This is a genomic window from Candidatus Auribacterota bacterium (genome assembly GCA_026392035.1).
In the GTDB taxonomy this organism is placed as follows: Bacteria; Auribacterota; Tritonobacteria; order UBA1439; family UBA1439; genus JAPLCX01.
This window is the reverse complement of record JAPLCX010000045.1, coordinates 1-25,820: the sequence shown is the minus strand read 5'-3', so window position 1 is coordinate 25,820 and position 25,820 is coordinate 1. Positions and strand designations below refer to the sequence as shown.

The 25,820-nt window shown below is 57.6% G+C and carries 22 protein-coding genes and 1 pseudogene; 20 read left to right on the top strand and 3 right to left on the bottom strand.

Annotation, left to right across the window (positions count from 1 at the left end; translation table 11 throughout):
• Window positions 1-573 precede the first annotated feature (573 nt).
• Window positions 574-1,221 carry a hypothetical protein gene (locus NTX71_04280; GenBank protein MCX6339118.1) on the bottom strand — a complete coding sequence of 216 codons (648 nt, stop codon included), beginning with the start codon at window positions 1,219-1,221 and terminating at the stop codon, window positions 574-576.
• Window positions 1,222-1,573: 352 nt separating this feature from the next.
• Between NTX71_04280 and NTX71_04275 the strand changes: the two genes are divergently transcribed.
• Together NTX71_04275 and NTX71_04270 are read left to right on the top strand one after the other, a co-directional pair.
• On the top strand, window positions 1,574-3,250 hold the full coding sequence (locus tag NTX71_04275) for a glycerol-3-phosphate dehydrogenase/oxidase (GenBank protein MCX6339117.1): 1,677 nt from the start codon (window positions 1,574-1,576) through the stop codon (window positions 3,248-3,250).
• 164 nt (window positions 3,251-3,414) lie between these two features.
• On the top strand, window positions 3,415-3,594 hold the full coding sequence (locus NTX71_04270; GenBank protein ID MCX6339116.1) for a hypothetical protein: 180 nt from the start codon (window positions 3,415-3,417) through the stop codon (window positions 3,592-3,594).
• A 139-nt stretch (window positions 3,595-3,733) separates the two neighbouring features.
• On the opposite strand, the gene NTX71_04265 is transcribed toward NTX71_04270, so the two are convergent.
• Window positions 3,734-4,918, bottom strand: a complete 1,185-nt coding sequence (locus NTX71_04265) for a polysaccharide pyruvyl transferase family protein (protein MCX6339115.1) — start codon at window positions 4,916-4,918, stop codon at window positions 3,734-3,736.
• 84 nt (window positions 4,919-5,002) lie between these two features.
• On the bottom strand, window positions 5,003-6,250 hold the full coding sequence (locus NTX71_04260; GenBank protein MCX6339114.1) for a glycosyltransferase family 4 protein: 1,248 nt from the start codon (window positions 6,248-6,250) through the stop codon (window positions 5,003-5,005).
• 256 nt (window positions 6,251-6,506) lie between these two features.
• On the opposite strand from NTX71_04260, the gene NTX71_04255 reads away from it, so the two are divergent.
• The 18 genes and pseudogenes from NTX71_04255 to NTX71_04170 form a co-directional block, all read left to right on the top strand.
• The gene (locus tag NTX71_04255; GenBank protein ID MCX6339113.1) at window positions 6,507-8,051 is read left to right on the top strand and encodes a radical SAM protein; all 1,545 of its coding nucleotides are present in this window, start codon (window positions 6,507-6,509) and stop codon (window positions 8,049-8,051) included.
• Window positions 8,052-8,130: 79 nt separating this feature from the next.
• On the top strand, window positions 8,131-9,615 hold the full coding sequence (locus NTX71_04250; GenBank protein MCX6339112.1) for a metallophosphoesterase: 1,485 nt from the start codon (window positions 8,131-8,133) through the stop codon (window positions 9,613-9,615).
• 240 nt (window positions 9,616-9,855) lie between these two features.
• Window positions 9,856-10,065 carry a hypothetical protein gene (locus NTX71_04245; GenBank protein MCX6339111.1) on the top strand — a complete coding sequence of 70 codons (210 nt, stop codon included), beginning with the start codon at window positions 9,856-9,858 and terminating at the stop codon, window positions 10,063-10,065.
• Window positions 10,066-10,118: 53 nt separating this feature from the next.
• Window positions 10,119-10,922 carry an ATP-binding cassette domain-containing protein gene (locus tag NTX71_04240; protein ID MCX6339110.1) on the top strand — a complete coding sequence of 268 codons (804 nt, stop codon included), beginning with the start codon at window positions 10,119-10,121 and terminating at the stop codon, window positions 10,920-10,922.
• 15 nt (window positions 10,923-10,937) lie between these two features.
• Window positions 10,938-11,639, top strand: a complete 702-nt coding sequence (locus NTX71_04235; GenBank protein MCX6339109.1) for a cobalamin biosynthesis protein — start codon at window positions 10,938-10,940, stop codon at window positions 11,637-11,639.
• 33 nt (window positions 11,640-11,672) lie between these two features.
• Window positions 11,673-12,365, top strand: a complete 693-nt coding sequence (locus tag NTX71_04230; GenBank protein MCX6339108.1) for a Fe-S cluster protein — start codon at window positions 11,673-11,675, stop codon at window positions 12,363-12,365.
• An 81-nt stretch (window positions 12,366-12,446) separates the two neighbouring features.
• Entirely contained in the window at window positions 12,447-13,910 is a 1,464-nt protein-coding gene (locus NTX71_04225; GenBank protein ID MCX6339107.1) for an aldehyde dehydrogenase family protein, read from the top strand.
• Window positions 13,911-14,187: 277 nt separating this feature from the next.
• Window positions 14,188-15,480: an amino acid ABC transporter substrate-binding protein gene (locus tag NTX71_04220; GenBank protein MCX6339106.1), complete on the top strand. Its 1,293-nt coding sequence runs from the start codon at window positions 14,188-14,190 to the stop codon at window positions 15,478-15,480.
• Window positions 15,481-15,597: 117 nt separating this feature from the next.
• Entirely contained in the window at window positions 15,598-16,458 is an 861-nt protein-coding gene (locus NTX71_04215; protein ID MCX6339105.1) for a branched-chain amino acid ABC transporter permease, read from the top strand.
• Complete coding sequence (locus tag NTX71_04210) at window positions 16,455-17,423, top strand: branched-chain amino acid ABC transporter permease (GenBank protein MCX6339104.1); 969 nt, start codon at window positions 16,455-16,457, stop codon at window positions 17,421-17,423. The genes NTX71_04215 and NTX71_04210 overlap by 4 nt, the downstream gene beginning before the upstream one ends.
• The gene (locus tag NTX71_04205) at window positions 17,423-18,160 is read left to right on the top strand and encodes an ABC transporter ATP-binding protein (GenBank protein MCX6339103.1); all 738 of its coding nucleotides are present in this window, start codon (window positions 17,423-17,425) and stop codon (window positions 18,158-18,160) included. Before NTX71_04210 ends, NTX71_04205 begins: the two co-directional genes overlap by 1 nt.
• A gap of 9 nt (window positions 18,161-18,169) precedes the next feature.
• On the top strand, window positions 18,170-18,880 hold the full coding sequence (locus NTX71_04200) for an ABC transporter ATP-binding protein (protein MCX6339102.1): 711 nt from the start codon (window positions 18,170-18,172) through the stop codon (window positions 18,878-18,880).
• A 127-nt stretch (window positions 18,881-19,007) separates the two neighbouring features.
• Window positions 19,008-20,375 carry a TolC family protein gene (locus NTX71_04195; protein ID MCX6339101.1) on the top strand — a complete coding sequence of 456 codons (1,368 nt, stop codon included), beginning with the start codon at window positions 19,008-19,010 and terminating at the stop codon, window positions 20,373-20,375.
• 4 nt (window positions 20,376-20,379) lie between these two features.
• Window positions 20,380-21,261, top strand: coding sequence for an efflux RND transporter periplasmic adaptor subunit (locus tag NTX71_04190; GenBank protein ID MCX6339100.1), 882 nt, complete (start codon window positions 20,380-20,382; stop codon window positions 21,259-21,261).
• Window positions 21,262-21,354: 93 nt separating this feature from the next.
• Window positions 21,355-22,017: pseudogene (locus tag NTX71_04185) on the top strand (ABC transporter ATP-binding protein).
• A gap of 49 nt (window positions 22,018-22,066) precedes the next feature.
• Complete coding sequence (locus NTX71_04180) at window positions 22,067-23,137, top strand: ABC transporter ATP-binding protein (protein MCX6339099.1); 1,071 nt, start codon at window positions 22,067-22,069, stop codon at window positions 23,135-23,137.
• 131 nt (window positions 23,138-23,268) lie between these two features.
• The gene (locus NTX71_04175) at window positions 23,269-24,378 is read left to right on the top strand and encodes an ABC transporter permease (protein ID MCX6339098.1); all 1,110 of its coding nucleotides are present in this window, start codon (window positions 23,269-23,271) and stop codon (window positions 24,376-24,378) included.
• Between the two features lie 306 nt (window positions 24,379-24,684).
• The coding region (locus tag NTX71_04170) for an IS4 family transposase (protein MCX6339097.1) at window positions 24,685-25,820 on the top strand (1,136 nt) is incomplete at its 3' end.

Genomic DNA, 25,820 nt, shown 5'->3' with positions numbered 1-25,820 from the left:
TCAGACCCACATACACGTTGTCACCGTGCAGATCCAATCCACCGTACAAGGCCATCGCAGCCTCCTTTCCGGCTCGCCGTCGCCGAGCCACCTTGCACAGAGATTGTACACTTGTTCTTTTCGCCTTTGTATGATTATCACTTATGGGGGGGGGCCACGGATCCCGCTAAGCGGGACGGATTATGACGGATATTCACAGATGAAAAGAAAGCTTCATCTGCGGCCATCCGTGTGGTTATCCGTGAAAATCCGTGGCGAACATCATTTACCGTTACCCCTGTAAAACTGACCCATTACGTCCCGAAATGGCGGGTAATGTAGGGATCGCCTGCCTGCCGGCGGGCAGGGATTCATCCGACCCGCCCACAGGGCCCGTCCGGGCAAGCTCGATACCTGCCCGCCGCAGGCGGGAAACTTGTCCTGAGCGAAGCCGAAGGATCGAGCCCCTGCAATAATAACCAATTCTATTTACTTGTCCCTCCCACATGACAAAGAAGCTCAGGTGGAACGGGGGGAGATGAGGAGTGTGAGCACCGATAAGGCATGTTTCTTCACGACGCCTTCCCATGAGGGCTACCGCCTCCCCTCGTATGCCCCTGGGCTTCCTTCAGCGGAAGGAGTTGCATCGCCTTCATCAACGGTGGGATTCGGGGGCGCTGTTTCTTGCGGTTGGGGAGACGGGGGCAGGGCCGGGGCGGCGGTTCCGGTCGGCGTTGGCAGAGGGGGTTTCATTGTCGGGCGCGCGCCCACGTGCACGGTATGACCGCCCCTGCCGTCGGGCTTGACCTGCACCACCTCCGGCGCGCCGAATTGAGAAAATTGGCCGAGATCAACATTCACCTCGGGTCTCTCCTGCCGCTGCGCCCCCGCCTCGTAGCCCCGCGCCGCCGGCTGGATTTTCACGGTCAAATCTTTCTTCTTGCCATTGGCGGAAACAAAGGTGAGCTTCACGGTATCCATACCGCTCGCCGGGATGCGGAGGCTGAAACTTCCGTTGGAAAGCGCAGAGGTGTTGACAGCCATGCCGGTTTTTTTGTTCCGAGCCATTATGTAAATTGGAGGCATGCCGATGACGCACCCCGGCGGCCCGGCGATGGTAACGCTCTCATCTGGGTCCGGTGGACTCACGGAAACCGCGTCCTTGTTGAGTTCAATGCCCCCGCCAAGGGCATTACCAGCGAAGAAGACGACAGAAAGCATGAGATAATAATATTTCATCATGAGTGTGTTCCTTTCGCATCTGCCGCCTCTTCTGCGGCGATGGGTTTTCTGATCCTGCCTATATGTACCACCACATGTCGAATGTGCGGAAGGCGAGGCGGAAGAGATATGTCGCCACCGGGATGATGTGCAGCGTGAAAATGCGACACATAGTGTGAAAATTCTACAAAATCCGTGAGGAGTTCGCAAGAGCAGTCAGGCGAGGTCTCGACCGTTGACAGAAAAGGCGTGGAGTGATACTTTTGGCTGGCGCAAGGCCCTTTGCACATCGAGAGATGCATAGACACGGTAATTGCTCAGGAGCCGGAATTCAGTTACTAGACACGTCACTAAACGATAACGCAGGAATACCATGAAACGCGACCTCGCGAGGCTGGAATCTCAGGAATACGACATGGTGATCGTCGGCGCCGGGATCTATGGCGCCTGCGCGGTCTGGGACGCCACCATGAGGGGGCTGAAGGTCGCCATAATCGACAAGGGCGATTTCGGCGCAGCGACATCACAGAACAGCCAGAAGATCATCCATGGGGGGCTGCGCTATCTCCAGCAGCTCGATATCATCCGCATGCGCGAATCCATACGGGAGCGGCGCACGCTCATGAAAATAGCCCCCCAGTTCGTCCATCCCCTCCGCTGCGTCATGCCGACGTATGGTCACATGACAGAGAGCCGGCTGGCGCTTGCGGTCGCACTCCTCCTCAATGACATCATAGGATTCGACAGGAACCGTTTGGATGACCCACAGAAGCGTCTTCCGCGCGGCCGGATCATCTCCCGGAGCGAGCTTGTCGGGCTGCTCCCAGGCGTTCCTCGGAAGGGACTGACCGGCGGGGCGGTCTGGTACGACTGCCAGACCCACAACTCGGAGCGCCTTGTGCTCTCGTTCCTCCTCGCGGCGTGCGAGAGGGGGGCTGATGCCGCCAACTATCTCGAGGCGACGGGATTCCTCACGCAGGGCCGTCGCGTGTGCGGCGTCAGAGCCCGTGACACCATCACCGGCGCGGCCATTGACATCCGGAGCCGCCTCGTGCTCAATACCGCGGGCCCGTGGATCGATAAAGTTCTCGAGCGGCTCTCGCCGGGTCTCTCCTCACGCCCCCGCGGGCTCACCGCGGCGATGAATCTCGTGACGCGCCGGTTCCTCGGCGGCTGTGCGGCGGGCCTCTCGAGCCGCGCCGGCCTCATCGAGGAGGAGGCGCTCGTCAGGAAGAGCTCGCGCCTCTACTTTGTCACTCCCTGGCGCGACGTCTGCCTCGCGGGGACTGCGTTCAGGCCGTATGAGGGAGACCCGGACAGTTACAGGGTGAGCGAGGAAGACATCGCCGCCTTTCTCTCGGAAATCAACAGGGCCTATCCCGATGCGCGGCTCGTGCGCGAGGATGTAACCTTTTTTTACGGCGGACTCCTCCCGATGCGCAACGTGAGCGCCCGGACGGGCGAGGTCGTCGTCAGAAAGCACTACCGCATCACCGACCACTCGCGGGCTGACGGGTGGGATGGTCTCGTGACCGTGATGGGGGTGAAGTACACGACGGCGCGCGACGTCGCGGAAAAAGCCGTTGATCTCGCGCTGGAAAAACTGGGAATGGACTTTGTGAAGAGCCGCAGCGGCGAGGTCCCGATCTATGGCGGCGATATCGAGCGTTTCGATGATTTTCTGGCGGGTGCCGTGCGCTCCAGGCCCCCGGGCGTGACGGAGGAGAGCATGGCCCACCTTGTCTATCACTACGGCTCGCGCTACGGCGATATACTCTCCCGCGTCCGGGAGGATCCCTCGCTCGCCCGCCCGCTCCCGGGGCAGCAGTGGGTGATTGGCGCAGAAATCGTCCACGCGGCCCGCGCGGAGATGGCGCTTGCGCTTGCCGACGTCATCTTCAGGCGCACCGAACTGGGTTCCGCGGGTAAGCCGGGGGATGAGTGCCTGGGGGCGTGTGCGGAGCTCATGGGCTCCGCACTCGGCTGGGATGAGGAGAGGAAATCGCAGGAGATAAAAGAAGTTATATTGTGCTACGCGCCCGCGCCCTGAACGCCTGCCATCACGCTCCCCGGCGAAGAGTCGGCACGTGGAGCATGGGAACCCATGCGCGCTATTCTGGCACTTGCTCCACCTCTATCCTGTCGAGACTGAGGCGGGCTTTCGGTGAGGGCCATGGCCGGAAATGAAATCAGCTCTGGCTTGGTGAGCTCGATTTGAAGCGTGATTGGCTCATACGCATTGGGGAGCGGCCGTTCCCGGAGTTGCAGGGCCCTGCTCGCGAGTACCTCCCCGAGGGCGGATACGACCTCCAGGCGCGCGAGTTCAATCCCGGGGATGGGGATGAAGGAGCAGGGGAGCCCATGGTTGATATGACGGACGAGGGGGGTAACTGAAAACAATTGCGAGCAGGAACAGCCCGGCGCAGAAAAGGAACAACAGCCTGCCCTTCATCCGTCGGTCCCTTCGCCGGCGCGGAATCGGGTCGGGTGGCAGCCGGCCGCGGCGCTCGGCCGTTCAGGTGCGGATCTCATCTCAGGTCACCCGTGCGATGTAAGGCCTCAGGAGGGCCGCGCTTTCCCTCGCCCTGGCCTTTTCCCTCTCGATGGCGGGGCGGAGGCGCCGGCGGAGCTCTTCCCGGTCCCGCCAGGTTCGCTCCACGAGCTGCCAGAGGCTCTCTTCGGTGAACGCGTCGAATTCGAGGAGCCGGTCTCCCATGTCGATCGAGCGCAGATATCCCCTGTTCTTGGGATAGGAGACGATTCCGGCGACCGGAGTGCCCATCGCTGAGGCGAGGATGAGGCAGTGCGTCCGCATGGCGGTGACGATGGCGCACCGCGAGAGCACCTTCGCGAGATCACCGGGGGAGTGCTCTCTGTTGGAAATTGATTTTATGCGCCCGGAACGCTTCACGCGGGTCATGAGCTCTGTCGAGATGGCCGTGTCCATGGGCTGCGTGATGACGAGAAGGGCATTGACGTCGAAGGTGGAAATCGCCCTGTCGATGACGGCGCTCATCACACGGAGCACATAGTCTCGGTTGACCCCTTTCCCGCCGGCCCTCACATCGGTGTCCAGATAGCTGTTGATGTTGAAACCCACAAGGGGTTTCCCATCCGTCCAGAATCGTTCGCGCCTGAGTATCTCCTGCAGCCTCTCATCGCTGGAGGGAACAATATTGAGCGCGCAGTCGGCCCCGAGGCGGAGCTTTCCCTCTCCCACGCCGAGCCGGCGGGCGAGGTCCTGTGATTCCGCATCGCGCGTGATGATGAGGTCGCAGCACTCGAGCACGCGGCGGAGGCGGGAGGTCCCCACCCGCGTTTTCACGGGCCCGAGACTCATGTTGTAGAGGATGATCGGTATCCCGCGCCTGTGGGCAAGCGGCAGGACATATGAGAGGGTGAGGAGGTAATTGTGCGTGGGGTCGTAGAGCCTGCGATCAAACAGGATGGCATCGGTGACGAGGATGATGTCGGAGCGGAGGGTGGAGGTAAAAACGGGGATGCCGAGGATTTTCAGGCTCAGGTTCCACGGCATGAGGGAGACCGGCCGCACCTTGTAGCGTGAGTATGCGCGCCTCACAAACGAGGGTTTGATTGTCGGGACAATGAAGGACGCGTCAGGATAGAGTGCGGAAACGTCCTCGAGGAGCCCCCCCAGGATCGCCGCATCGCCCATGTTCCGGCCGGAAAAGTTGCCGAGGACACATATCTTCTTCATCGCGCTACTGTGTTCCCTTGGTTGAGCCAGGGGGACGGTTCTCCCCTGCAGGAATTAGTATCGCCGTGAGCGCCTCCGGCCGCCTCATACAAATTCTGAGAAGGTTTCAGCCTCGGCGAGGAGATGGAGCGCGAAATCAAACTGGAGGCTGATTATCACAGCCGACATGACATGTGCGTAGATATTCATTATCTTTCGTGCGATGGCGTCCCATGAAAATTTCTCCTCTGCCCTTTTCCTGAGCCGCCGTCCGAGCTCCGCTGATCCCCTCGAGTCATCGATGACCTCCCCGAGTTTCGCGGCGAATGATTTTTCATCATTGAAATCGGCGTACACACCGTCCTCTCCCAGGCAATCCCTGTTTACCTGGTTGTCGAAGACCACCGTCGGCAGGCCCGCGGCCATGTAGTCGAGCAGCTTCAGGTTTGCCTCTGATTTGGAGATCTTCGGCGAGACCGCGACGTCCGATGCCGCGAGATAGAGGGGTACCTCTTCCCGGTAGTCGAGCCTCCCCGTGAAGCGGACCCTGCCGCTGAGCCCGAGGTCGTGCGCCTGTTTCTCGTAGATCTCCACGTCGGGAAAGCCGATGATGACGAAGTAGGGGTCGTTCGATCGGCGCTTCAACCGGGCGGCCACCCGGAGCAGGATGTCCGCGCCCTGGTACCGCGTGAGCAGCCCGCTATAGACGACTATCGTGCGGTCCGGGGGAAGGCCGAGCATTTCCCGGAGTTCTTTCTTGTTCTCGCGGGGCGCAAACTGCGCCGTGTCGACGCCGTCCGGGATGAGGTGCACCCTGTCGGGGTTGACCATACCGGATCCGCGCACGACGCCCGCGACCATTTCCGATGATGCGAGTATGGCATCCGCGTTCTTTATGGATGCGCGCTCGAGGAAGCTGAAAAATCGGTAGAGCGTTTTACTCCCGCTGAAGAAACCGTGCGCCCTCAGTTCGTCGGTGAGGCTCCCCTGGAGATCGACGACGAGTGGCAGCTTTCTGAAGCGGCGATAGACGTCAGCGATAAAACTCCCCTCGTGGAGGTATGCGTGGAGGATGTCAGGGGCCGCGGCGCGGTACGCCCGGGCGGACGTGAGGAAGAGGAGGATATCCAGGTAGAACTTGTGAACGGAGGGGCCCGCAGAAGTCTTGTTGTACCAGGGAATCCGCGGGATGCGCCTCGCCTCGATCCCGGGGATATCCTTGCCCAGGTGATAGGTGCACAGGACAACCCGGTTCCCCAGTTTTTTGAGCGCCTTTACCTGGCCGTAGATCCTCACATGGCAGCCCCTGTCTGAAAAAAATGGCGTGGGGGCGATCATGCCCAGCGTGTACATGGTTTCTCCCTTGTGCGCACGTGATAAATGAGTGTGAAGTATAGCATGAGAGGCGCCGGCGGATAAACAATGATTTGGCCGCACTACCTTACGCACACGCATTTTGCTTGGGTGTTAGTGCATAGATGATATAATTGCCCCACGATAAAATACTCCGTGCCAAGACGCTATGCCAGCGCCTGCACCAGAACCGCAACATGCGGATGATCCGTGATTGCTCGATATGAGATATAACCTGCCACCTAAAAGGCGATATTTGCTGCGGATAGTAGTGCCCGTCTATCCGGCATTCAACGTGTATTCCTTCCTCGCCGACAGGACGACGTCCCTCGGGGCGGTGTGTGTCGCCAGTTCTGCCCGCGAGGTCGAGGGTTGGGAGGTCGAGGTTATCGACGAGAACAACCTTCGCAGATATGGCCCTGTGAGCGCCACCCGCGGCGCGGACCATGAAGTGATCCAGAAGCAGAGGCCGGCGGATGTTGTGGGATTCTACGGGGGGCTCACGAGCACCATCCCTCGTGTGTATGAGTTAGCGCGCTTCTACAAGAGCAGGGGGGCCGTAACCCTCGCAGGGGGGCAGCACTTTGTGGATGAGACGATACCGGAAGCGCTATCGTCGGATATTGACTGCATCGTGCTGGGGGAGGGCGAAGAGGTTATCAAGGAGCTTTTGCGTGCCTTGAGGGGGGGCGATGATCTTTGTTCGATCGCCGGTCTGGTGTATAGGGAAGATGGAGAGAAAATCCGCACACCCGTCCGTCCTCCGATACAGGATCTCGATGCGCTGCCATTGCCCGATTTTTATCTGCTGAGATACGCCAGGCTCACCCTTTTCCCCGTGGGGAGGGTGCGCGGATGCGGGATGAACTGCGAGTTCTGCACGGTGAAAGGAAGGCCGCGCTATGCCTCTCCCGAGAGGTTGGTTGCGCAGGTTGGCAAGATCGTGGAGACCATGCGCGCGAGGCACTTCTTTATTGTGGATGACCTTTTTGGCCAGGATCGTGATGAAACACTGCGACTGTGCGCCCTGTTAAAGAATTATCAAGAGCACATTGGAAGACGCCTGAGATTCACCGTGCAAATTCGCCTGGATGCGGCAAAAGATACAGAGATCCTTAAGGCGATGAGAGATGCGGGTATCAATGTCGTCGCGATCGGTTTCGAGTCGCCGATACCCGAGGAACTCAGGGCGATGAACAAGAGGCTCCGGCCTGAGGACATGGTGGAATTGAGCAGGACGTTTCATCATTTCGGTTTTTTCGTACATGGGATGTTTATCTTCGGCTACCCCATGAAGGAAGGCGCCGCCTTCACGATGTCCGCCGCAGAGAGAGTGAATTATTACAGGAGATTTATAAAGCAGGCGCGGATCGACACGATCCAGGTGGTGCTGCCCGTTCCCCTTCCCGGCACGGCATTGCGGGAGCGGCTCGCACGCCAGAACAGGATTTATTCCCGCAGCGATCTGGGCTGGGAGTATTACGATGCAAGCTTCCCCATTTTCGAACCCGACCCTCCCATTGCCGCCGAGGAGATGCAGCGTGCGGTGCGGAGCATTATGGGTCGATTTTACAATGCGCGGTGTTGGTTGATGTTTCTCCTGAATATTCTTACGTTTCCGTATCTGCTGCTTTACGTTTTTAATATCAAATCAGGCTGGAGAAGATGGTACCGGCGATGGCGCAACTACTTTTTCAGGCTTGTCGGTTCGAATGTCCTCAAGAAATGGACCTTCCAATTGCATAGAGGAAAATTCCTGGGCAGGTTAAAGGAAGCACAACAGAACATTGTTAAACACTGAGCATCCCTTTGTCGGCAACGCATCCACATTTCTTTCACGCAACAGCCATTCAGTATGAAGGAGTTACAAGAGGTTTTGCATGGACCGTATAGGTTATGTTGAGCGCGCGGGCATCAGCGGCGTTGTCGCCATAGCTATTGGCATATTTATTGTCGGCATGCCCGCACCGGCGCTGCCGGCTGGAGAGAGCGCTTCACGCGGCGCAGAGACGCCCACGACCTATTACTTCATCAGTGACCTCCATATCGGCGGCGACGGGGCCCTCGACCGGTGCAACTTCGAGCCGGAACTGATCGCCTTCCTCCGCGGCATCGCGAACGGCCCGCTGCCGGCGGAGCTCATCATCCCGGGCGACGCGTTCGGCTTCTGGGAGTTGACGACGGTCAAGGGCAGTGAAAAACTTGCTCTGCTCATGCGGAAGCACCCGGCACTTTTCGCGCAGTTCAGCGAGACCGGCCGGCGCGTGAAAATCACGCTCATGCCGGGGAACCACGATTATGAATTAGCCTGTGTTCCCGCGTGGAAAGAGAAACTCGCCGGGTACAATATCACCCTCGAGCCCGTCACGCACCTCACGCGCCCCGTCGGCGATCGCGCGATATGGGTCGAGCACGGCAACCAGCGCGACTCCTTCAACAGTTTCCCCGATTTCGGCGACCCCTACGGGTTGCCGCCCGGCTACTTCATCACAGTGGCCACGGTTGCGGCCGCCGGCAGGAGCGCCGAACGGGGGCGCAGCCTCTGGTTGAATGACCTCGCCTCCGTATATCCCACCGAGGAGATTCCGTTCTGGATATGGTCGAACTACTTCTACAGGGAGATGGGCGACATCCTCCGCTGGCTCCTCCTGCCCTTCCTGCTCCTGTTCACGATAAGTGTCATCGTCTACCTTGGGCAGTCGCTGCAGCGGTTCGGGATCCTCCGTACAAAGGTCTTCGATCTCAGATTGGGCAACCGCTTCGGGCTGGCGGGACGCCTCGTCGACTGGGTCCTCTGGATCAACGGCGTTGTCATCTCCACCCTGCTCGTCCTCGCGATCCCGATCTTCTTCCTGTCGCGGGACATCCACGAGACGCTCCGGCGCTACGGCGTCGACCTCTCCGCCGATATCAGGGGCGACAAGGAGGGGAAGTATATGGCCGCGGCGAAATCGATCTTCGAAAAAGACCCTTCGGTCGCGCTCTATATCTACGGGCACACGCACGTGCCCTCCCTCCGAAAGGTTGGCGCCTGCTACGTGCTCAATACCGGCACGTGGCTGAAGCGGCTCGAACGCGTGCCGACGCATTTCCGCCTGATGCCCGACGTATATTTCCCGTCTTACGAGCTTAGCTGCTTCACCATCAGGGCCGAGGGCAAGCGCATTCGCGTGCAATACCAGGTTATCCCGAAGCAGGGACCCGACGATCTTACGCTCCTCCAGAAACTGATGATTCTGGGCAGGCGGCGTGGGGATGAGCAAAAGATCCCTGAGGAAACATTCATCCAGATGGAGAAGGATGGTGTGGGGTCTCTGGATAAAGCAGAAGCCAAGACACGCACGGCGGACAGCCTGCCCCTATAGATCATCCAAGTGTCGATCCTGCCATGTCAAGTTCTGTGGCACCGCGGGCAAAGCCAATCCATCTGCACTGAAAGGAGATGGAGTAGCTCTTTTCGTCCAGCCCTCGCATTTTATAATTCATTGCTTGCTGATATATTGCATCTAAGCCATCTACCCACCCGGAAAATTATAGTTGCAATATAACCGAAAGATCATACAATTGTAGGCTATTAAGTTATATTAAATGGAGGCCTATCAGTTATGGATAAAGCTACTATTAAGATACCTAAGACGCTTTACTTGGCCTTGAAGGATCAGATCAAGGGAACAGGATTCACGTCTGTGACTGATTTTATTGTATATGTTATGAGAGATATTGCCGCCAGCGGGAAGATCAGCGAAGAACCTTCATTGACGAAGGAGGAGATACAGCAGGTCAGGAAAAGACTCAAGGCCCTGGGCTACGTATGAGGTTATGTTCCTGACATTAAGCACGTTTCACCTTACGAAAGAAAGGTTGCGACATGAAAATAGAGAAATTGACGATAATCGGCGGTTGCGGGAGAAACGGGCAGAAAGAGAGCGTGGATGAAGTCACGCTCAAAATGGGGAATATCATAAGCATCGTGGGCCCTACCGGCTGCGGCAAAACCACGCTGATAAACGATATCGAGCTCTTTGCTGACGACAATACCCCCTCAAGGAGAAGGGTCCTCATCAATGGCATCCCCCGGCCTGTGGAACTCATGTACGATCCGGCAAAGAACCCGATTGCCCTCATATCGCAGCACACGAATTTCCTATCCGACCTCCCGGTGAAAACATTTTTGGAGATTCACGCGGGAATACGGCAGACGGGCCGTCGCGAGGCAGTGGTTGAGGAAACACTCGAGTTCGCTAATCAGCTGACGGGAGAGCCGATCATCAGGGAGAGCGCGATGACCGAGCTCTCCGGGGGCCAGACGCGCGCCCTGCTGATCGCCGACGCGGTCATCATCGGCAATTCTCCGATCATCCTCCTCGATGAAATTGAGAACGCCGGGATACACCGCACGCGCGCCCTCGAGCTCCTGAAGAAGTACGAGAAGATATTTATTTTTGTCACGCACGATCCCCGGATTGCGCTCCTCTCCGATTTCAGGATCACGATGAAAAACGGGGCGATGCGGAGCGTGATCATTACCGGGGATGAGGAGCGCGGGGTGGCGGAAGAATTGAGAAAGCTCGACGATCTGATGCTGGACTTCAGGAACCGCATCAGGGATGGCGAACACCTGAGCGACCGGCTGCTCAAGGAAAGGCTCCGGGCGCTGGGATATATCGCATAACCATGGAGCGTGATTATGAAACTCGTTATCTGTGCCGGTCCTCCCACGACCGGTAAAACCACGGTGTTAAAACAGGTAGTGAAGAGGCTCACTAAAAAAGGGGTTGCGCTCGCTTACCTGAAGATTGATGTGCAGTATGCCGACGAGGATGAGATTTTCGAGAAGGAGTGCGGCATCCCCGCCAGGAAAGTATATTCAGGCGAGCTCTGCCCCGACCACTGCAACGTGATGGTGCTGGGGGATGCGATCGAATGGGCGAGCGAGAAGGGCGCCGCGGTGCTCCTGGTGGAGACGGCGGGGCTCTGCCTGCGCTGCTCCCCCTATGTTGAGGGGGCGCTGGGCATGGTGGTGCTGGAGGCGACGAGCGGCATGAATCTCCCCCGGAAGATCGGCCCCATGCTCTCACTCGCCGATATCGCCGTGGTGACGAAGATCGATCTCATTTCCCAGGCCGAGCGGGAGGTATTCAGGGCGCGCATTCTTGATGCGGCGCGCGAAATTTACGTGGTCGAGTCGAACGCGCTCTACGGTATCGGGATTGATCCGCTGGTGAAAAAAGTCGAGGAGGCGAGCGAGATACAGTTCCCGCTCTACTTGCGCGGGAGCCCCCCGATCGGCACGTGCACCATCTGCGTGGGGAAAAAGGAGATCGGGTGGAAACAGCACTTCGGCGTGGTGAGGCCGCTGGAGGGGGACATTTTCTATCAGGGGGAATGACGATAGAAGACACTTCAAAAGGAGATTGATGCGATGCATGGAGAAAATAATATTGCACAATCACTTCCCGGTTTGGACTGCGGTCTCTGCGGATCAAAAACATGCGGCGAATTCGCTCGAATTCTCGTTACCAGACCGGATGAGATAAAGAGGTGTATCCATTTGAGTCAGGACAAAGTCGCCGCCACTAAGCCCGCGGTTGCTTCCGGTGATCACAGCTGCGCGACATGCTCTTTTACTCCGGTAGGGGCGCAAGGGGAATGGAAGGATTCTCTGGGCCGGGATTATGATTTCATCCTGGACACGTTCCCGGGCGAGCCCGGCCCGCGCGAAACGATTATTCCCCACAACCCGCTGATCACGAGGGAAATGGAAATAGCGAAAGGCGATATCCTCATCGGCAGGCCCCTGGGGATATCGTGCGGCTGTCCCATAACGCACTGCGGCGTCGTTATGGATGTGGACCGCAAAAATGGCGTGATGGTCTGGTGCGTGACGGGCCCGCTGGGCCCGCGGCGCCAAGCCCATAAGGATATAGGATATTACTCCGCTGAGGCGTACGAAGGCCTCGTCTCCACCGCGCGGGGAGAGTTGAAGATCGGAATGCGGTACTTCTTCCTGCCGCGGCGGTGCATGCTGCAATGGAGGCACAGCGGATTGATCAACTTTATCAATAAAACAACGAAGGGTATTTCCGTGCGCATTGAAGGGCTGTGGATAGGGTAGGGTGGAAATTATTAGAACGCATGTGCTTCCTTACGTCCCGCGTATGCAACAAGATTATAACTAAAACAGAGGGGATATGTTATGGATATCAAGAGCTATATTAACGGGAAATGGGTCTGTCCAGACTCGTCTCGAAGAGTGCGGAATGTGAACCCTGCAAATATTGATGAGGTGGTATGGGAGTTTCCATCCGCGGGAGAGAAAGAGACCTTGGAGGCAATCGAGGCTGCCAAGAAGGCTTTTGACCATTGGAGAGAGGTGCCTGCGCCCGAGAGGGGGCGCTTTGTCTCGAAAGTCGCCGCGTTTGCGAGGGCGCGCCAGGATGAGATTGCTGAAGTAATGACGCGTGAAGAGGGGAAAATTTTGAAGGAGGCGATAGGAGAGGTGAAGAAGGGTATCAGCCTGCTCGAATATTATGGGGGAGCAGGTTTCCGGATCAATGGGCAGACCGTTCCCTCCGAACTTGCTGATTGTTTTACCTACACAATCCGGAGGCCCCTGGGGGTCGTTGGCCTCATCACTCCGTGGAATTTCCCGTGGGCGATACCATGTTGGAAAATTGCGCCCGCGCTCGTTGCGGGCAACACCGTGGTGTTCAAGCCGGCTGAACTCACTCCCGGCACGGCCCTGATGCTCATAGAGATGTTTGAGGAGGCAGGGCTTCCTCCTGGAGTCCTCAACATGGCGGTCGGCCCCGGATCCTCGGTTGGGGAAACAATCGTTCATCATCAGGATATCAAAGCGATATCATTCACTGGATCGAACGAGGTGGGGCAGAGGGTTATCGTAGAGGCTGCGAGGACGCACAAAAAAGTGACCTGCGAAATGGGCGGAAAAAACGCACTGGTGCTCATGGAGGATGGAGACATTGATGCGGCGGTGACCGCTATTGCCGACGGGGCATTCGGCTCAACGGGTCAGCGCTGCACCGCCACCAGCCGGGTTCTCGTCCACAGGAATGTGAAGGCCGCATTCCTGGACAAGCTCGTCAGGAAAGCGCGGGAGTATATTCCCGGGAACGGGATGGACCCAAAGGTGACCATGGGGCCAGTGGTGGACAGGAAGCAGTTCGAGAGCATCCTTTCATATATCGAAACAGGGCGAGAGGAGGGAGCGAAGCTCATACTTGGCGGCAAGAAAGTTGGCGGGAAAGGCTATTTTATCGAGCCCACCATCTTTGATGAAATCACGCCCGAAATGCGGATTTTCCAGGAAGAGATTTTCGGGCCTGTTCTCTCCGTGGCGGAATTTGAGGATTTCAACGAGGCGATCGAGCTTTCGAACTCGACAAAATACGGATTTACGGGGGCGATTTTCACGCGTGATGTGAGAAATATCATGCGTTTCATCGAGCGCGCCGAGATAAGGATGGTGCATATCAATGAGCCGACTATCGGCGGAGAGGCCCAACTCCCCTTCGGCGGCTGCAAGGCCACGGGGTATGGCGACCGGGAAATGGCTGATGAGGGACTCAATTTCTTTACGCAGACCAAGACCGTGTTTATAAATTACTCAGGCCGCGGCGAGCGGGCGATGATTCGATAAAAGAGCGCGCTCGGAGCGGGATCGCTCTATCCTCATGAAAAATGGTGGGTGGCAAAAGCAGCTGTAAATAAGAGAGTGCCGTCCCCTGAAGATCCCCTTGATAAGTACCCTGCTGAGCATTGTCGTAAGCACTGTGCCCTTTCCCGAACTGCCTGCATGGTCGGTACTGTCCTCCATATAGCACTTATTCCCGCTCATGCAATTGTGGTAAGATTTTCAAAAAGCAGACGAACCCACGGCTGCCGTCGCCATTGAGGATGGTTAAAAAGGATTCTGAATGAGGAAAAATATCAAATTGGCATCCAACCGGCGTATGGCTCTGTACTGTTGGTTTCCGCTCATTTTATCTGCCGCGCTCATCTGCGGTTGCGAGCGGTCTCCCTCCGCGAATGCCAGGGGGTCCCGTCAGCCGGGAGGGAGCGCGCGCGTTACTATAGGCTTCACCGTATCACAGACGGGCAAGCTCAACATAGAATCCATGCGGCAGCTCAACGGCATCACGCTGTGGATGGAACAGGTCAACAAGGCGGGGGGCGTGAAGCTTGCCGATGGCGCCGCGGTGCCATTTTCCGCCAGGTACTATGACGACGAGAGCAGCAAGGAGCGCGTGCAGGAGCTCTACACGAAGCTCATCAATGGCGACGGGGCGGAGTTCCTCATCAGCCCCTACAGCAGCGGCCTCGCCGATGCGGCAGCGATCATCGCGGAGCAGTACGGCAGGATCATGATCACCGCGGGCGCGGCATCGGACAGCACGCACATGAAGGGCTACAGCCTCGTCTATCAGGTGTACACGCCCGCGAGCCGCTATCTCACCGGCGCCTTCGACCTCCTCAGGAAGCTGGATCCTCACGCTACGGGCGTGGCAATCGTGCGCGAGAATGACAAATTCTCCACCGATGTCTGTGTCGCAGCGAGGGCCTACGGCGAGCGAAACGGTTTCCGGATCGTCACCTTCGAGGGATACGACAGCGGGACAACCGACTTCGCGCCGTTCATCAGCAAGATCCCACGCACGGCCGACGCGGTCATGGGCGGGGGCCACTTCGCAGACGGCTGCACGTTTGCGAGGCAGCTCTTTGAGAAGGGACTGGGGATCAAGTTCGTGGCGCTGCTGGTGGCGGCCGCGGAGCCGAAGTTCGCCGGGCTCGGCGAGGCCGCGCGCGGGGTGATCGGCCCGAGCCAGTGGGAGCCGCTCTGCGGCTACACACCCGAGTCGGCAAAGGCCGCCGGCCTCGAGTGGTACGGCCCGTCGGTTGCCGATTTTATCAGTGAGTACCGGAGGAAGTTCGGCGAGGAGCCTTCATACCACAGCGCGGGGGGATACGCCGCCGGCCTCATCGTTCAGAGGGCGATCGAGAAGGCGGGCTCAGTGGAGACACGCACGGTGAAGGCGGCCCTCGACGAACTCGACATCCTCACCTTCTTCGGCCGCATGAAATTCGACGCGCGCGCACAAGCGCACGGCCTCCAGATCGGGCACGAAATGGTGTACATCCAGTGGCAGAAGAGCGCGTCGGGCGCGTTGATCAAACAGGTGGTCTGGCCGATACGACAGCCAAAAGCATAAGGTTGAAAGTGTAAGGAACGTAACTGCTCAGGAGCCGGAATTCAGTAGTTACCAAGGAACAACTTTAAACTTTTATCCCTATACTGTTGACTGTTTCCCATGGGGGGCTGCGATAACATGTCCGCGCACTGGATAGCGCCATTGATTGACGGGGCACTGATGGGGTTTGTGTACGGCGTGGCCGCCATGGGGCTCACGCTGATCTGGGGCGTCATGCGCGTGGTGAATCTCGCACACGGCGCGATCATGGCGCTCGGGATGTTTGCGGCATATCTCCTGGTCACAGGCCTCGGCATCAATCCCTACCTGGCGCTGGCGGCGGTGGCCCTCATCGGCCTCATCTGCGGCGTCGGCATGTACTGGGTGGCGGTGCATCGTGTCATCAGCGCTCCATATCTCTCCACGTTGCTCGCCACCTTCGCGGTCAACATGATGCTGATCGGCGCGGGGACCGCGTTGTTCACAACGACGCCTAGGAACCTCGACTTCTCGATGAGGACGGTGCGGATCGGCCCGCTCGCCCTGCCGGGCGCCCGCCTGATGGCTGCCGGAGTCGCGGTGCTGCTCACGGCGGCGCTCTACCTGTTCCTCTACCGCACCAGGACGGGAAAGGCGATCCGCGCCGTGGCGAGCAACCGTGCCGCCGCGGAGCTCATGGGCATCCCCTCGGCGAAGATGCTCGCGCTGAGCTTCGGCATCGGCGCGATGCTCGCCTCCGTGGCGGGGGGGCTGATCGCGACCATCTTCCCATTCAATATCTTGAGCGGCGAGGCATACCAGACGAGGTCGTTCGTGGTATGCGTGCTCGGCGGCTTGGGCAATCCCCTGGGGGCGCTCGTGGGGGGCCTTCTGCTCGGGTTGTTGGAAGGGGGCATCCCGGCGTTCATGCCGGTGAGCTGGGTGCCCGTGGTCGAGTTCGCGCTCTTTGTACTCGTGCTGCTGATCAGGCCGACAGGGTTGCTCGGAGGTGAGCGGTGAGTGTGGGGCGGTATTTCGGTTTCTGGCTGACACTGGCCCTTGTCCTTGCGGCAGGGCTCATGCCATTTCTGACCGGCAGCGGTACGATGAGAGAGCAGATGAGCACGCTGCTCATGTGGGTGACGCTCGCATCGAGCCTGAACATCCTCCTCGGCTACACGGGCTATGTGAATTTCGGGCACATCGTCTTCTTCGGCCTCGGCGGCTACGGCGGTTTCTATCTCCTGAGCCGGCACGGCTGGCCGCTGTACGCGGCGGCAGCGGCGGGAGGAATCTTCTCCGTCACGCTGGCGGGAATCCTCGGGGCGTGCATCCTGCGTCTCCGCGGCGCCTGCTTTGCCCTGGCAACCATCGGGATCAACGAGGCGGCGAGGGCGTTCGTGAGCAACTTCGCTCCCTTTGGCGGATCCACGGGACTGTACGTCAATTTCTCCGTGTACCGGCAGTACGGCGGCGCCTCCAGGGCCTTGTGGATAGTGTACGCCTCGCTCCTCGCGGTCGCGCTCGCGACAGTCGCGGTCAGCTTCCTCGTCAAACGGTCGCGGTTCGGCCTGGGGCTCATGGCGATTCGCGAGGACGAGGATGCGGCGCTGGTCATGGGGGTGAGGGCGCCGCGCATGAAGACGATCGCGTACATGCTCTCGGCGTTCTTCCCGGGCGTGGTGGGGGTGCTCTACTTCTTCAAGAACGGCAACGTCGAGCCCGGCGACGCCTTCCGGTTGAACATGTCGATCGAGACAATGGTCATGGTGATGCTGGGCGGCCAGGGGACGCTCATGGGGCCCGTCGCGGGAGCGGTGGCGTACGAGCGCCTGCGGAGCTACCTCATCACGAGCCCCCTCTTCAAGAACCTCCACCTGGCGGTCGCGGGCCTGTCGCTCCTCCTGATCGTGCTCTTTATCCCCGCGGGCGTCCTCGGCTGGCTGCGCGGGCGGTTCCCCCGCCTGAGGAGGGTCCTCGAGTGATTCTCAGGGTCCGGCAGATCACCAAGCACTTCGGGGGCCTGCGCGCGCTCGGCGACGTGACGTTTGACCTGAGAGAGGGGCAGATCCTCGGCCTCCTCGGGCCGAACGGAGCCGGCAAGACGACCCTCTTCAACGTGGTCAACGGCGTCTACATTCCTGATATCGGCAGGATTGTCTTCCAGGGGAGGGACATCACAGGACTCCCGCCCTATGAGGTGGTGCGGCGCGGGCTTTCGCGGACGCACCAGGTCGTGCGGCCTCTGAACGAGCTGACGGTACTAGAGAACGTCATGGTGGGGGCGTGCTTCGGCCGGGAGCGGTGTTCCCGCTCTTCCGCCGCGCGTGTCGCCGAGGATGTCCTGGCGCGCGTCGGCCTGGCAGAACGCGCCGCGCAGCCGGCGTGCAGCCTGAACGTGGCGCAGAAAAAACGATTGGAACTGGCCCGCGCGCTCGCGGCGCGGCCGCGCCTGCTCCTCCTTGACGAGGTCCTGGCGGGCCTCAACCCGACGGAGATCTCGCTGATGCTCGGCACAATACGGAGCATCAGGAAGGAGGGCGTTACCATTGTGATGATCGAGCATGTCATGCAGGCGGTGATGAGTGTTTCAGATCACATACTCGTGCTGGATCACGGCACGATGATCGCCCATGGCCTGCCGGCAGAAGTGGCGGCGGATCCGAAGGTGATAGAGGCATACCTGGGCGACCCGAACGCCGCCGCGAGGCTGATCAGGTGAGGTGGAGGGATGGCGCTGCTGGAAGTTCGAGACATTACTGCCGGATATGGAGAGGTGCAGATACTGTGGGGGGTGACGCTCCGCCTCGAGGCCGGCAAGCTCACCGCCCTCGTCGGGAGCAACGGGGTGGGGAAGACAACGTTGCTGCGCACGGTGATGGGACTCCTGCCTGCCTGGGGCGGCGCCGTTCGTTTCCGGGGTCGGGAAATCAACTCGCTCCCCACGCACGCCCGCGCCTGCGGCGGCCTCACGCTTGTCCCCGAGGGGCGCCAGCTGTTCACCGGCATGAGCGTGTTGGAAAATCTTCAGATGGGGGCGTTCACCACGCGCGCCCGCGCGAGCATGCAGCGCAACCTTGAGAAAGTATTCGATCTCTTCCCGCGCCTCAGGGAGCGCCGGGGGCAGAAGGCAGGCACGCTGAGCGGCGGGGAGCAGCAGATGCTGGCGGTGGCGCGCGGCCTCATGGCCGATCCCGAGATACTGATGTGTGACGAGCTCTCCCTCGGCCTGGCCCCCGCCCTCGTGCTGGAGCTCTTTGGAACCATCCGGCGATTGAAGGGGGAGGGGCTGACCATGCTCATGGTGGAGCAGAATGTGCGGATGGCGCTCGCGGTGAGCGACTACGCCTATGTGATGAGCGAGGGGAGGGTGAGCATGGAGGGGAACGCGAGGGAGCTCGCCGAACGCGACGACATCCGCCGCGCCTACCTCGGAGCATAGTTGATCAGCTTCTGAGGGTTGATCTCGATGCGGCGGCGCGCGCGTTTCTCGGCAATATTTAGGGAGTGGGTTTGTAGTGGATTTTGTACAATTACGGATATTCCGTCCAGGCGAGAGGTAAAAAGATATGGCAGGTCTTTGCACGGGGCATACTTCCACGATCACGCTGACCTGTTTATCAGTGTTGCTCATCGGCCCTTGCGGGTATGGTGACACTACGAGTGGTGGCGAACCGCGCGCGTTATCCATCAGCGACGCCATCACCATTGCCTATGCAAACAATAAACAGATTCAGATCCAGGAGAAGGAAATAAGGGCGGCGCGGGCGAATATTCTGGGGGCGGTGAGCAACTTCCTGCCGAAGCTGAACGTAAATGGGAGCTATACGTACAATGATGCGGTCATGGGCATTCCGTCGGATTTCCTGCAGTCGAGCAAGAAGGATCTGGGCGTCTTCACGGGGTACAAGAATGATCATATGCTTGCGTTTTCCGCCACTGAGTCCGCATTTAACGGCGGAGCTGATATTGCCAATGTGAAAAAGTCACAGGTCAATCTGAAAATCCAGGAAGAAACGCTCCGGGCAAGGAATCTCGACGTGGGGTTCGAGGCCAAGAGGCTCTATTACGGCCTGCTCCTCGCCTACGATACGGAACGCATCGCTCAGAACCTTGTTGATCAGGCAGACGCCCACTATCAGGATGTGAAAAACAAGTTCGACCAGGGCGCCACGTCCCGGTTTGACCTCCTCCAATCGGCGGTCTCCGTCTCTTTGCATATCCCTGAACTCGTCAAAGCGCAAAAATCCATTGAGCTCGTGATGGCTGAGCTGAATAAATTGCTCAGCATACCGGTATATAATCCGGTGCGGTTGCGCGGTCATCTTGTCTATTCCCCGATATCGATCAGGGAGGGGGAATTTTTAAAAGAGGCATACGTGAACAGGCCTGAAATGATCTTGAAATCTCTCGGCGTCGATATGCAGAAGTGGTCTATTGAGATGGCGCGGGCGGGGAGGCTGCCCCAGGTGACCGCCGATCTCGATCTCTATTACCGGGGAGACAGGGTGGGGGACATGTTCAACTCGAGACACGATAACTGGTTCACCGGCGTGACGGTGAGCATCCCTGTATTTGATGGTTTTTCAACGAAAGCGAAAGTGGATGAGGCAAAAGCCAGGTACGCGCAGGCTGGCATCGAGAAAGAGAATGTGGCCGACCAGACCACCGTGGACATCAGACGCGCGTGCCTTGACTTGAAGCAGGCGGAAGCGATCATCGTCTCCCAGAGGGACAGTGTGACACAGGCCGGGGAGGCGCTGAGAATTTCCGAAACCCGCTATGATAATGGGGTGGGGACAAACCTGGACGTTCTGGATTCCATGGTCTCCCTGAGCCAGGTGGAGAAGAATCTCGCCTCGGGCATTTATGACTATATCATGGCAAAGGCCTACCTCTACAAGTCCATGGGAAAAAGTGTGATCACGGAGGAATAATCCGATGCAAAAGCTGAAAACCGCAATAGTTAATTTCATGAAATGGCTGACGGAGAATAAAACCAGGCTCGTCGCGGTCATCGTGGCGGCGGTGCTCGCCGTGGTCCTGCTGCTCCTGTTTGTCAGGTACGAGGAGAAACTGCACGCCAATATAGTCAAGGTTTCGGGAACCATCGAGGGCGACAACGTGCGCATTTCCTTCAGGGTGGGCGGACAGATCACGGAGCTCCTGACGGATGAGGGACAGGTGGTGAAGACGGGGGATATCGTCGCGCGCCTTGACACTGACGAGCTGACGAAAATCAGGGATGAGGCGGCGGCCTCGCTCGAGGCGGAAAAGTACCGGCATGAGCTCGCCGCGATTGATTATGTGCGGTTTGAGAACCTCTACCGGGCAGGGGCTGTTTCCGCGCAGAAAAGGGATGATGCGAAGACAAAGGCCGACTCCACAAAGGCCAATGTCGATGAGCTCAGGGCTAAGCTGGCGCTTGCCGAAACAAGGCTCGGCTATGCTGACCTGGCGTCGCCCCTCAACGGCTTTATTCTCGTGAAGAGCGCCCTCCCGGGAGAGGTGGTAAAGGAGGCTGCCCCCGTCTTCACCTCGATTGACCTGGACGACGTCTGGGTGACGGCGTACATCAACGAGACCGACCTGGGCAGGGTAAAGCTGAACCAGAAGGCCTCTGTTATGACGGACACCTTCCGCGGGAAGAAGTACCCGGGCTGGGTCTCCTACATCTCACAGGAGGCGGAGTTCACACCGAAGTACATTCAGACAACGGAGGAGAGGGTGAAGCTCGTCTACAGGATCAAGGTGCGGGTTGACAACTCGAGCCTCGACCTCAAGCCCGGCATGCCGGCGGATGCGTATATAGAAACAGAATGACAAATGACAAAGGAATGCAAAATGACAAATGACAAATGACAAAACAAACTGAGCCTTTGTCATTTGAATTTTGTCATTTGACATTTCTTACTTATGGCCGCCATAAAGACATCCCATCTCACTAGAAAATTCGGCGACAACATTGCCGTCAATGATCTCACCTTCGAGGTTGAGGAGGGCGAGATATTCGGCCTCGTCGGTCCCGACGGAGCCGGCAAGACCACCACGATGCGGCTGCTCACAGGGATACTTGACCCCACGTCCGGAGAGGGATGGGTCTATGGCAGGCACATCGTAAGGGAAGCCGAGGCACTGAAGGAAAACATCGCCTACATGTCCCAGCGCTTCGGGTTGTATGAGGACCTCACCGTCACCGAGAATATCAATTTCTACGCCGATATCTACCGTGTCCCCCCGAAAGAGAGGGAGGGGAAGATCGATCAGCTCCTCGGCTTTAGCGGGCTCATCCCCTTCAAGGAAAGGCTCGCCGGCAATCTCTCCGGAGGGATGAAGCAGAAACTCGGTCTCGCCTGCGCCCTCATCCATACGCCAAAGGTGCTTTTCCTCGATGAGCCCACGAACGGTGTCGATCCTGTGTCAAGGAGGGATTTCTGGCAGATCCTCTACGGCCTCCTGAAGGAGAAAGTGAGTATCCTTTACTCCACCTCCTACCTCGACGAGGCGGAGCGCTGCAAGAGGGTCGGCCTGATACACAAGGGGAAGCTCCTCAGGTGCGACGTCCCCGACGCGATCAAAAAGGAAAAGAACGCGAAGACGCTGGAAGAAGCCTTTATAAAAATCATCAATGAACATGAACGCGAGCATTGATAAATCCCAAATCCCTGCCCGACCGGCAGGCGGGCCAAATCCCTGCCCGTCCCTGCCCGACCGGCAGGCGGGCGGCAGGCGGGCCAAATCCCAAAGCGAGGTGGCGGTCGAGGTCCATGACCTCGAGAAGAAGTTCGGCGCCTTCACCGCGGTCAACAGGATCAACTTTGAAGTAAAGCGCGGTGAGATCTTCGGCTTCCTCGGCCCGAACGGAGCCGGGAAGTCCACCACGATCCGGATGCTCTGCGGGATCATCAGCCCCACGTCAGGCTCCGGGCTGGTCGATGGATTCGATATCATCAGGCAACAGAGGCAAATCAAGCAGCACATCGGCTATATGTCCCAGAAGTTTTCGTTGTATGACGATCTGACCGTCGAGGAGAATATTGATTTCTATAGCGGTATTTACACAATCCCCGAGCAGGAAAAGGAGGCGCGAAAGGAGGAGATTGTCAGAACCGCGGGGATTGAAGAGTTCAGGACGAGCCTCACCAAAAACCTTTCCGGGGGCTGGAAGCAGCGTCTCGCCCTCGGGTGCGCCATCATGCACCGGCCCGACATAATATTTCTGGACGAGCCCACCTCAGGGGTTGACCCGATCACGAGGAATAATTTCTGGAGCACGATCAAAACAATGGCGGAGAGCGGTGTCACAGTATTCGTCACGACGCACTACATGGATGAGGCGGAAAACTGCAACCGCATGGCGCTCATCTATCGGGGAGCCATTATTGCGATGGGAACCCCCACGGAGATGAAGACGGAGTACATGCAGAACGATGTGATGAAGATTCAGATCGCTGATTCCGAAATATGGGCGGATAAGCTGCGGTCAGTGGAGGGAGTCAAGGAAACGGCATTATTCGGCGCAGGGATCCACGCAGTGGTTGATGATGCCGAACAGGTTGGCCCCCGCATCGGGGCATTATTTGATGGGGCAAATGTCACGAGTTACACAGTACAGAAGATTATGCCGTCGCTCGAGGACGTCTTCGTGTCGCTGATCGAAACGTACGATGAACACAATAGCGGCGTCCATAAGAATTGATTGTGTCATTGCGAGGAGTCCCGCTAAGCGGGATGACGAAGCAATCTCTCTTCGAGGGGAGATTGCTTCGCTGCGCTCGCAATGACAGCCTTATGAAGAATTATTTGTCCTGAATAATAGGGAACATATAAGTGAATCTTCGAAGAGTGTGGGCGCTGGCAAAGAAAGAATTTATCCAGATCATCCGCGACCCGCGAAGTCTCGCCCTCTCCCTTGCCATACCCATGCTTCTCCTCATACTGTTTGGCTATGCACTCACCCTTGACGTGGACAATGTGCCGATGGTGATCTGGGATCAGGATAACTCCCAGGTGGCGAAGAATTTCATCCTTAACTTCAAAAACTCCCGCTACTTTATGATTATCGGCTACACAAATAACTACCCTGATATGGTCCACGCAATCGACGACCGCACGGCGCTCATCGCCATGGTCATACCGAAGGACTTTTCTCTCTTTCTCGAATCGGGCCGGCAGGCGCCCGTTCAATTCCTGATTGACGGGAGCGACTCTAATACCGCCACGATTGCCCGGGGATATATCTCAAGTGTGCTCACGCGGTATAACGAGCGCTACCAGGTGAAGGCCTTCTCCAGGACGATTGTGAATCCCCTCCCGATCAATTTCCGGCCGAGGCCGTGGTTCAATCCCAATTTTGAAAGCAAGATTTTCATAATACCCGGCCTCATGGTGGTCATCATCGCGATTATTTCCGCGCTGCTCACCTCGATGACGGTGGCCCGTGAATGGGAAAGAGGCACGATGGAGCAGCTCATCTCCACCCCCGTCAAGGTGAACGAACTGATCCTTGGAAAGTTTATCCCTTATTTCTGCATTGGGTTCTTCGATCTCGTGCTTTCCGCGGCAATGTCGGAGTTCGTATTTCGGGTTCCCGTGAGGGGAAGCCTGATACTCCTTTTTCTTCTGAGCAGTATCTTCCTCACGGGGGCGCTCACCCAGGGGATCTGGATTTCAATTGTCACCAAGAACCAGCGACTGGCAAGCCAGTACGCCATGTTGAGCACATTCATGCCGACGTTTCTTCTCTCGGGCTTTATGTATCCTATCTGGAACATGCCGAAGGTGATACAGGCGGTCACCTACGTCATCCCGGCGCGCTATTTCATCGTCATCCTCAGGGGAATCTATTTGAAGGGCGTGGGGATCAAGGACCTATGGCTCCAGGCGCTCCTTTCCATGGGATGGATTGGGAAAGGCTGCCAAAACACGCAGTTGAGTTGAAATCGAAAAAAGTCATTTTGCGTTCTAATACGCTCATGGTAAGTATGTTATGTAATTCTTCAAGTTGCTAGACCGGACAGTACTGATGTGATATCAGAATATTGTCATTGCGATCCCGCAATGACAGCGCGTGGATGTGTAAAAGATTAGACACTCCCATTCAGTACTGTCCGGTCTAGCAACTTGAAGAATTACATAACATACTTACCATGAGCGTATTAGAACGCAAAATGACTTTTTTCGATTTCAACTCAACTGCGTGTTTTGGCAGCCTTTCCCAATCCATCCCATGGAAAGGAGACGTCAATGCACACAGGGCGAGTCGTGTTCTCTCAGTTAATGGACTTTTTCCCAAAGTACGAATTCCAGAAACTCGTACACCGCTATCGAGGCAATTACAAGGTTCGGACATTTTCATGCCTCGATCAATTTCTCTCCATGGCATTTGCACAGCTCACCAGTCGGGAGAGCCTGCGAGATCTGGAAATGTGTCTGCGTGCAATGCGTACGAAACTGTATCATGCCGGCATCCGCGGAAAAATCTCCCGAAGCACTTTGGCCGACGCCAACGATCACAGAAACTGGCGAATCTATGCAGACCTTGCCCAGATACTTATTCGAGAGGCACGAAGACTGTATGCGGGAGAAGATTTCGGCGTGGTCCTCAAAGAACCCGCCTATGTCTTCGACTCGACAACGATCAGCCTCTGTCTGGCTCTTTTCCCCTGGGCACATTTCCGAAAGCGCAAGGGAGCAATCAAGCTGCATACCCAGATGGACCTCCGCGGCAATATCCCTTGTTTTATGCGCATTACACCGGGGATGCTCCACGATGTTACCGTCCTCGACGATTTGATTTTGGAGCCGGGCTCTTTCTATCTCATAGATCGAGCCTACATCGATTTTGCTCGTTTGTACGTGTTCACTCAGCAGCTCGCATTCTTCATCACTCGCGCCAAGAGCAATATCCACTTCCGCCGATGCACCTCTCGCCCGATCGACCGAGCCACAGGACTCAGAAGCGATCAGACCATCATTCTCACAGGGCCCAGAACCTCCCAAAAGTATCCGGTCCCACTTCGCCGTGTGAGCTATTTCGATGCCGAGACCGGTATCAAGTTTGTCTTCCTCTCCAACAACTTTACGCTCCCCGCTCTGACAATCCCGCAACTTTACAAATGTCGCTGGAAGGTGGAAACCTTCTTCAAATTGATCAAACAATATCTTCATATCAAAACTTTCTTCGGCACGTCGGAGAACGCTGTACACACGCAGATATGGATTGCTATCAGTGTGTATGTCCTTGTTTCCATTATCAGAAAGATTCTCAATATCGAGCGCAGTCTCGGCGAAATTATGCAAATTCTCAGCCTTTCGCTTCTCGAAGATGTGCCTCTCTCGCAGTTAGTTACAACAAATCTCCCGCAAGATATAAATGTCGA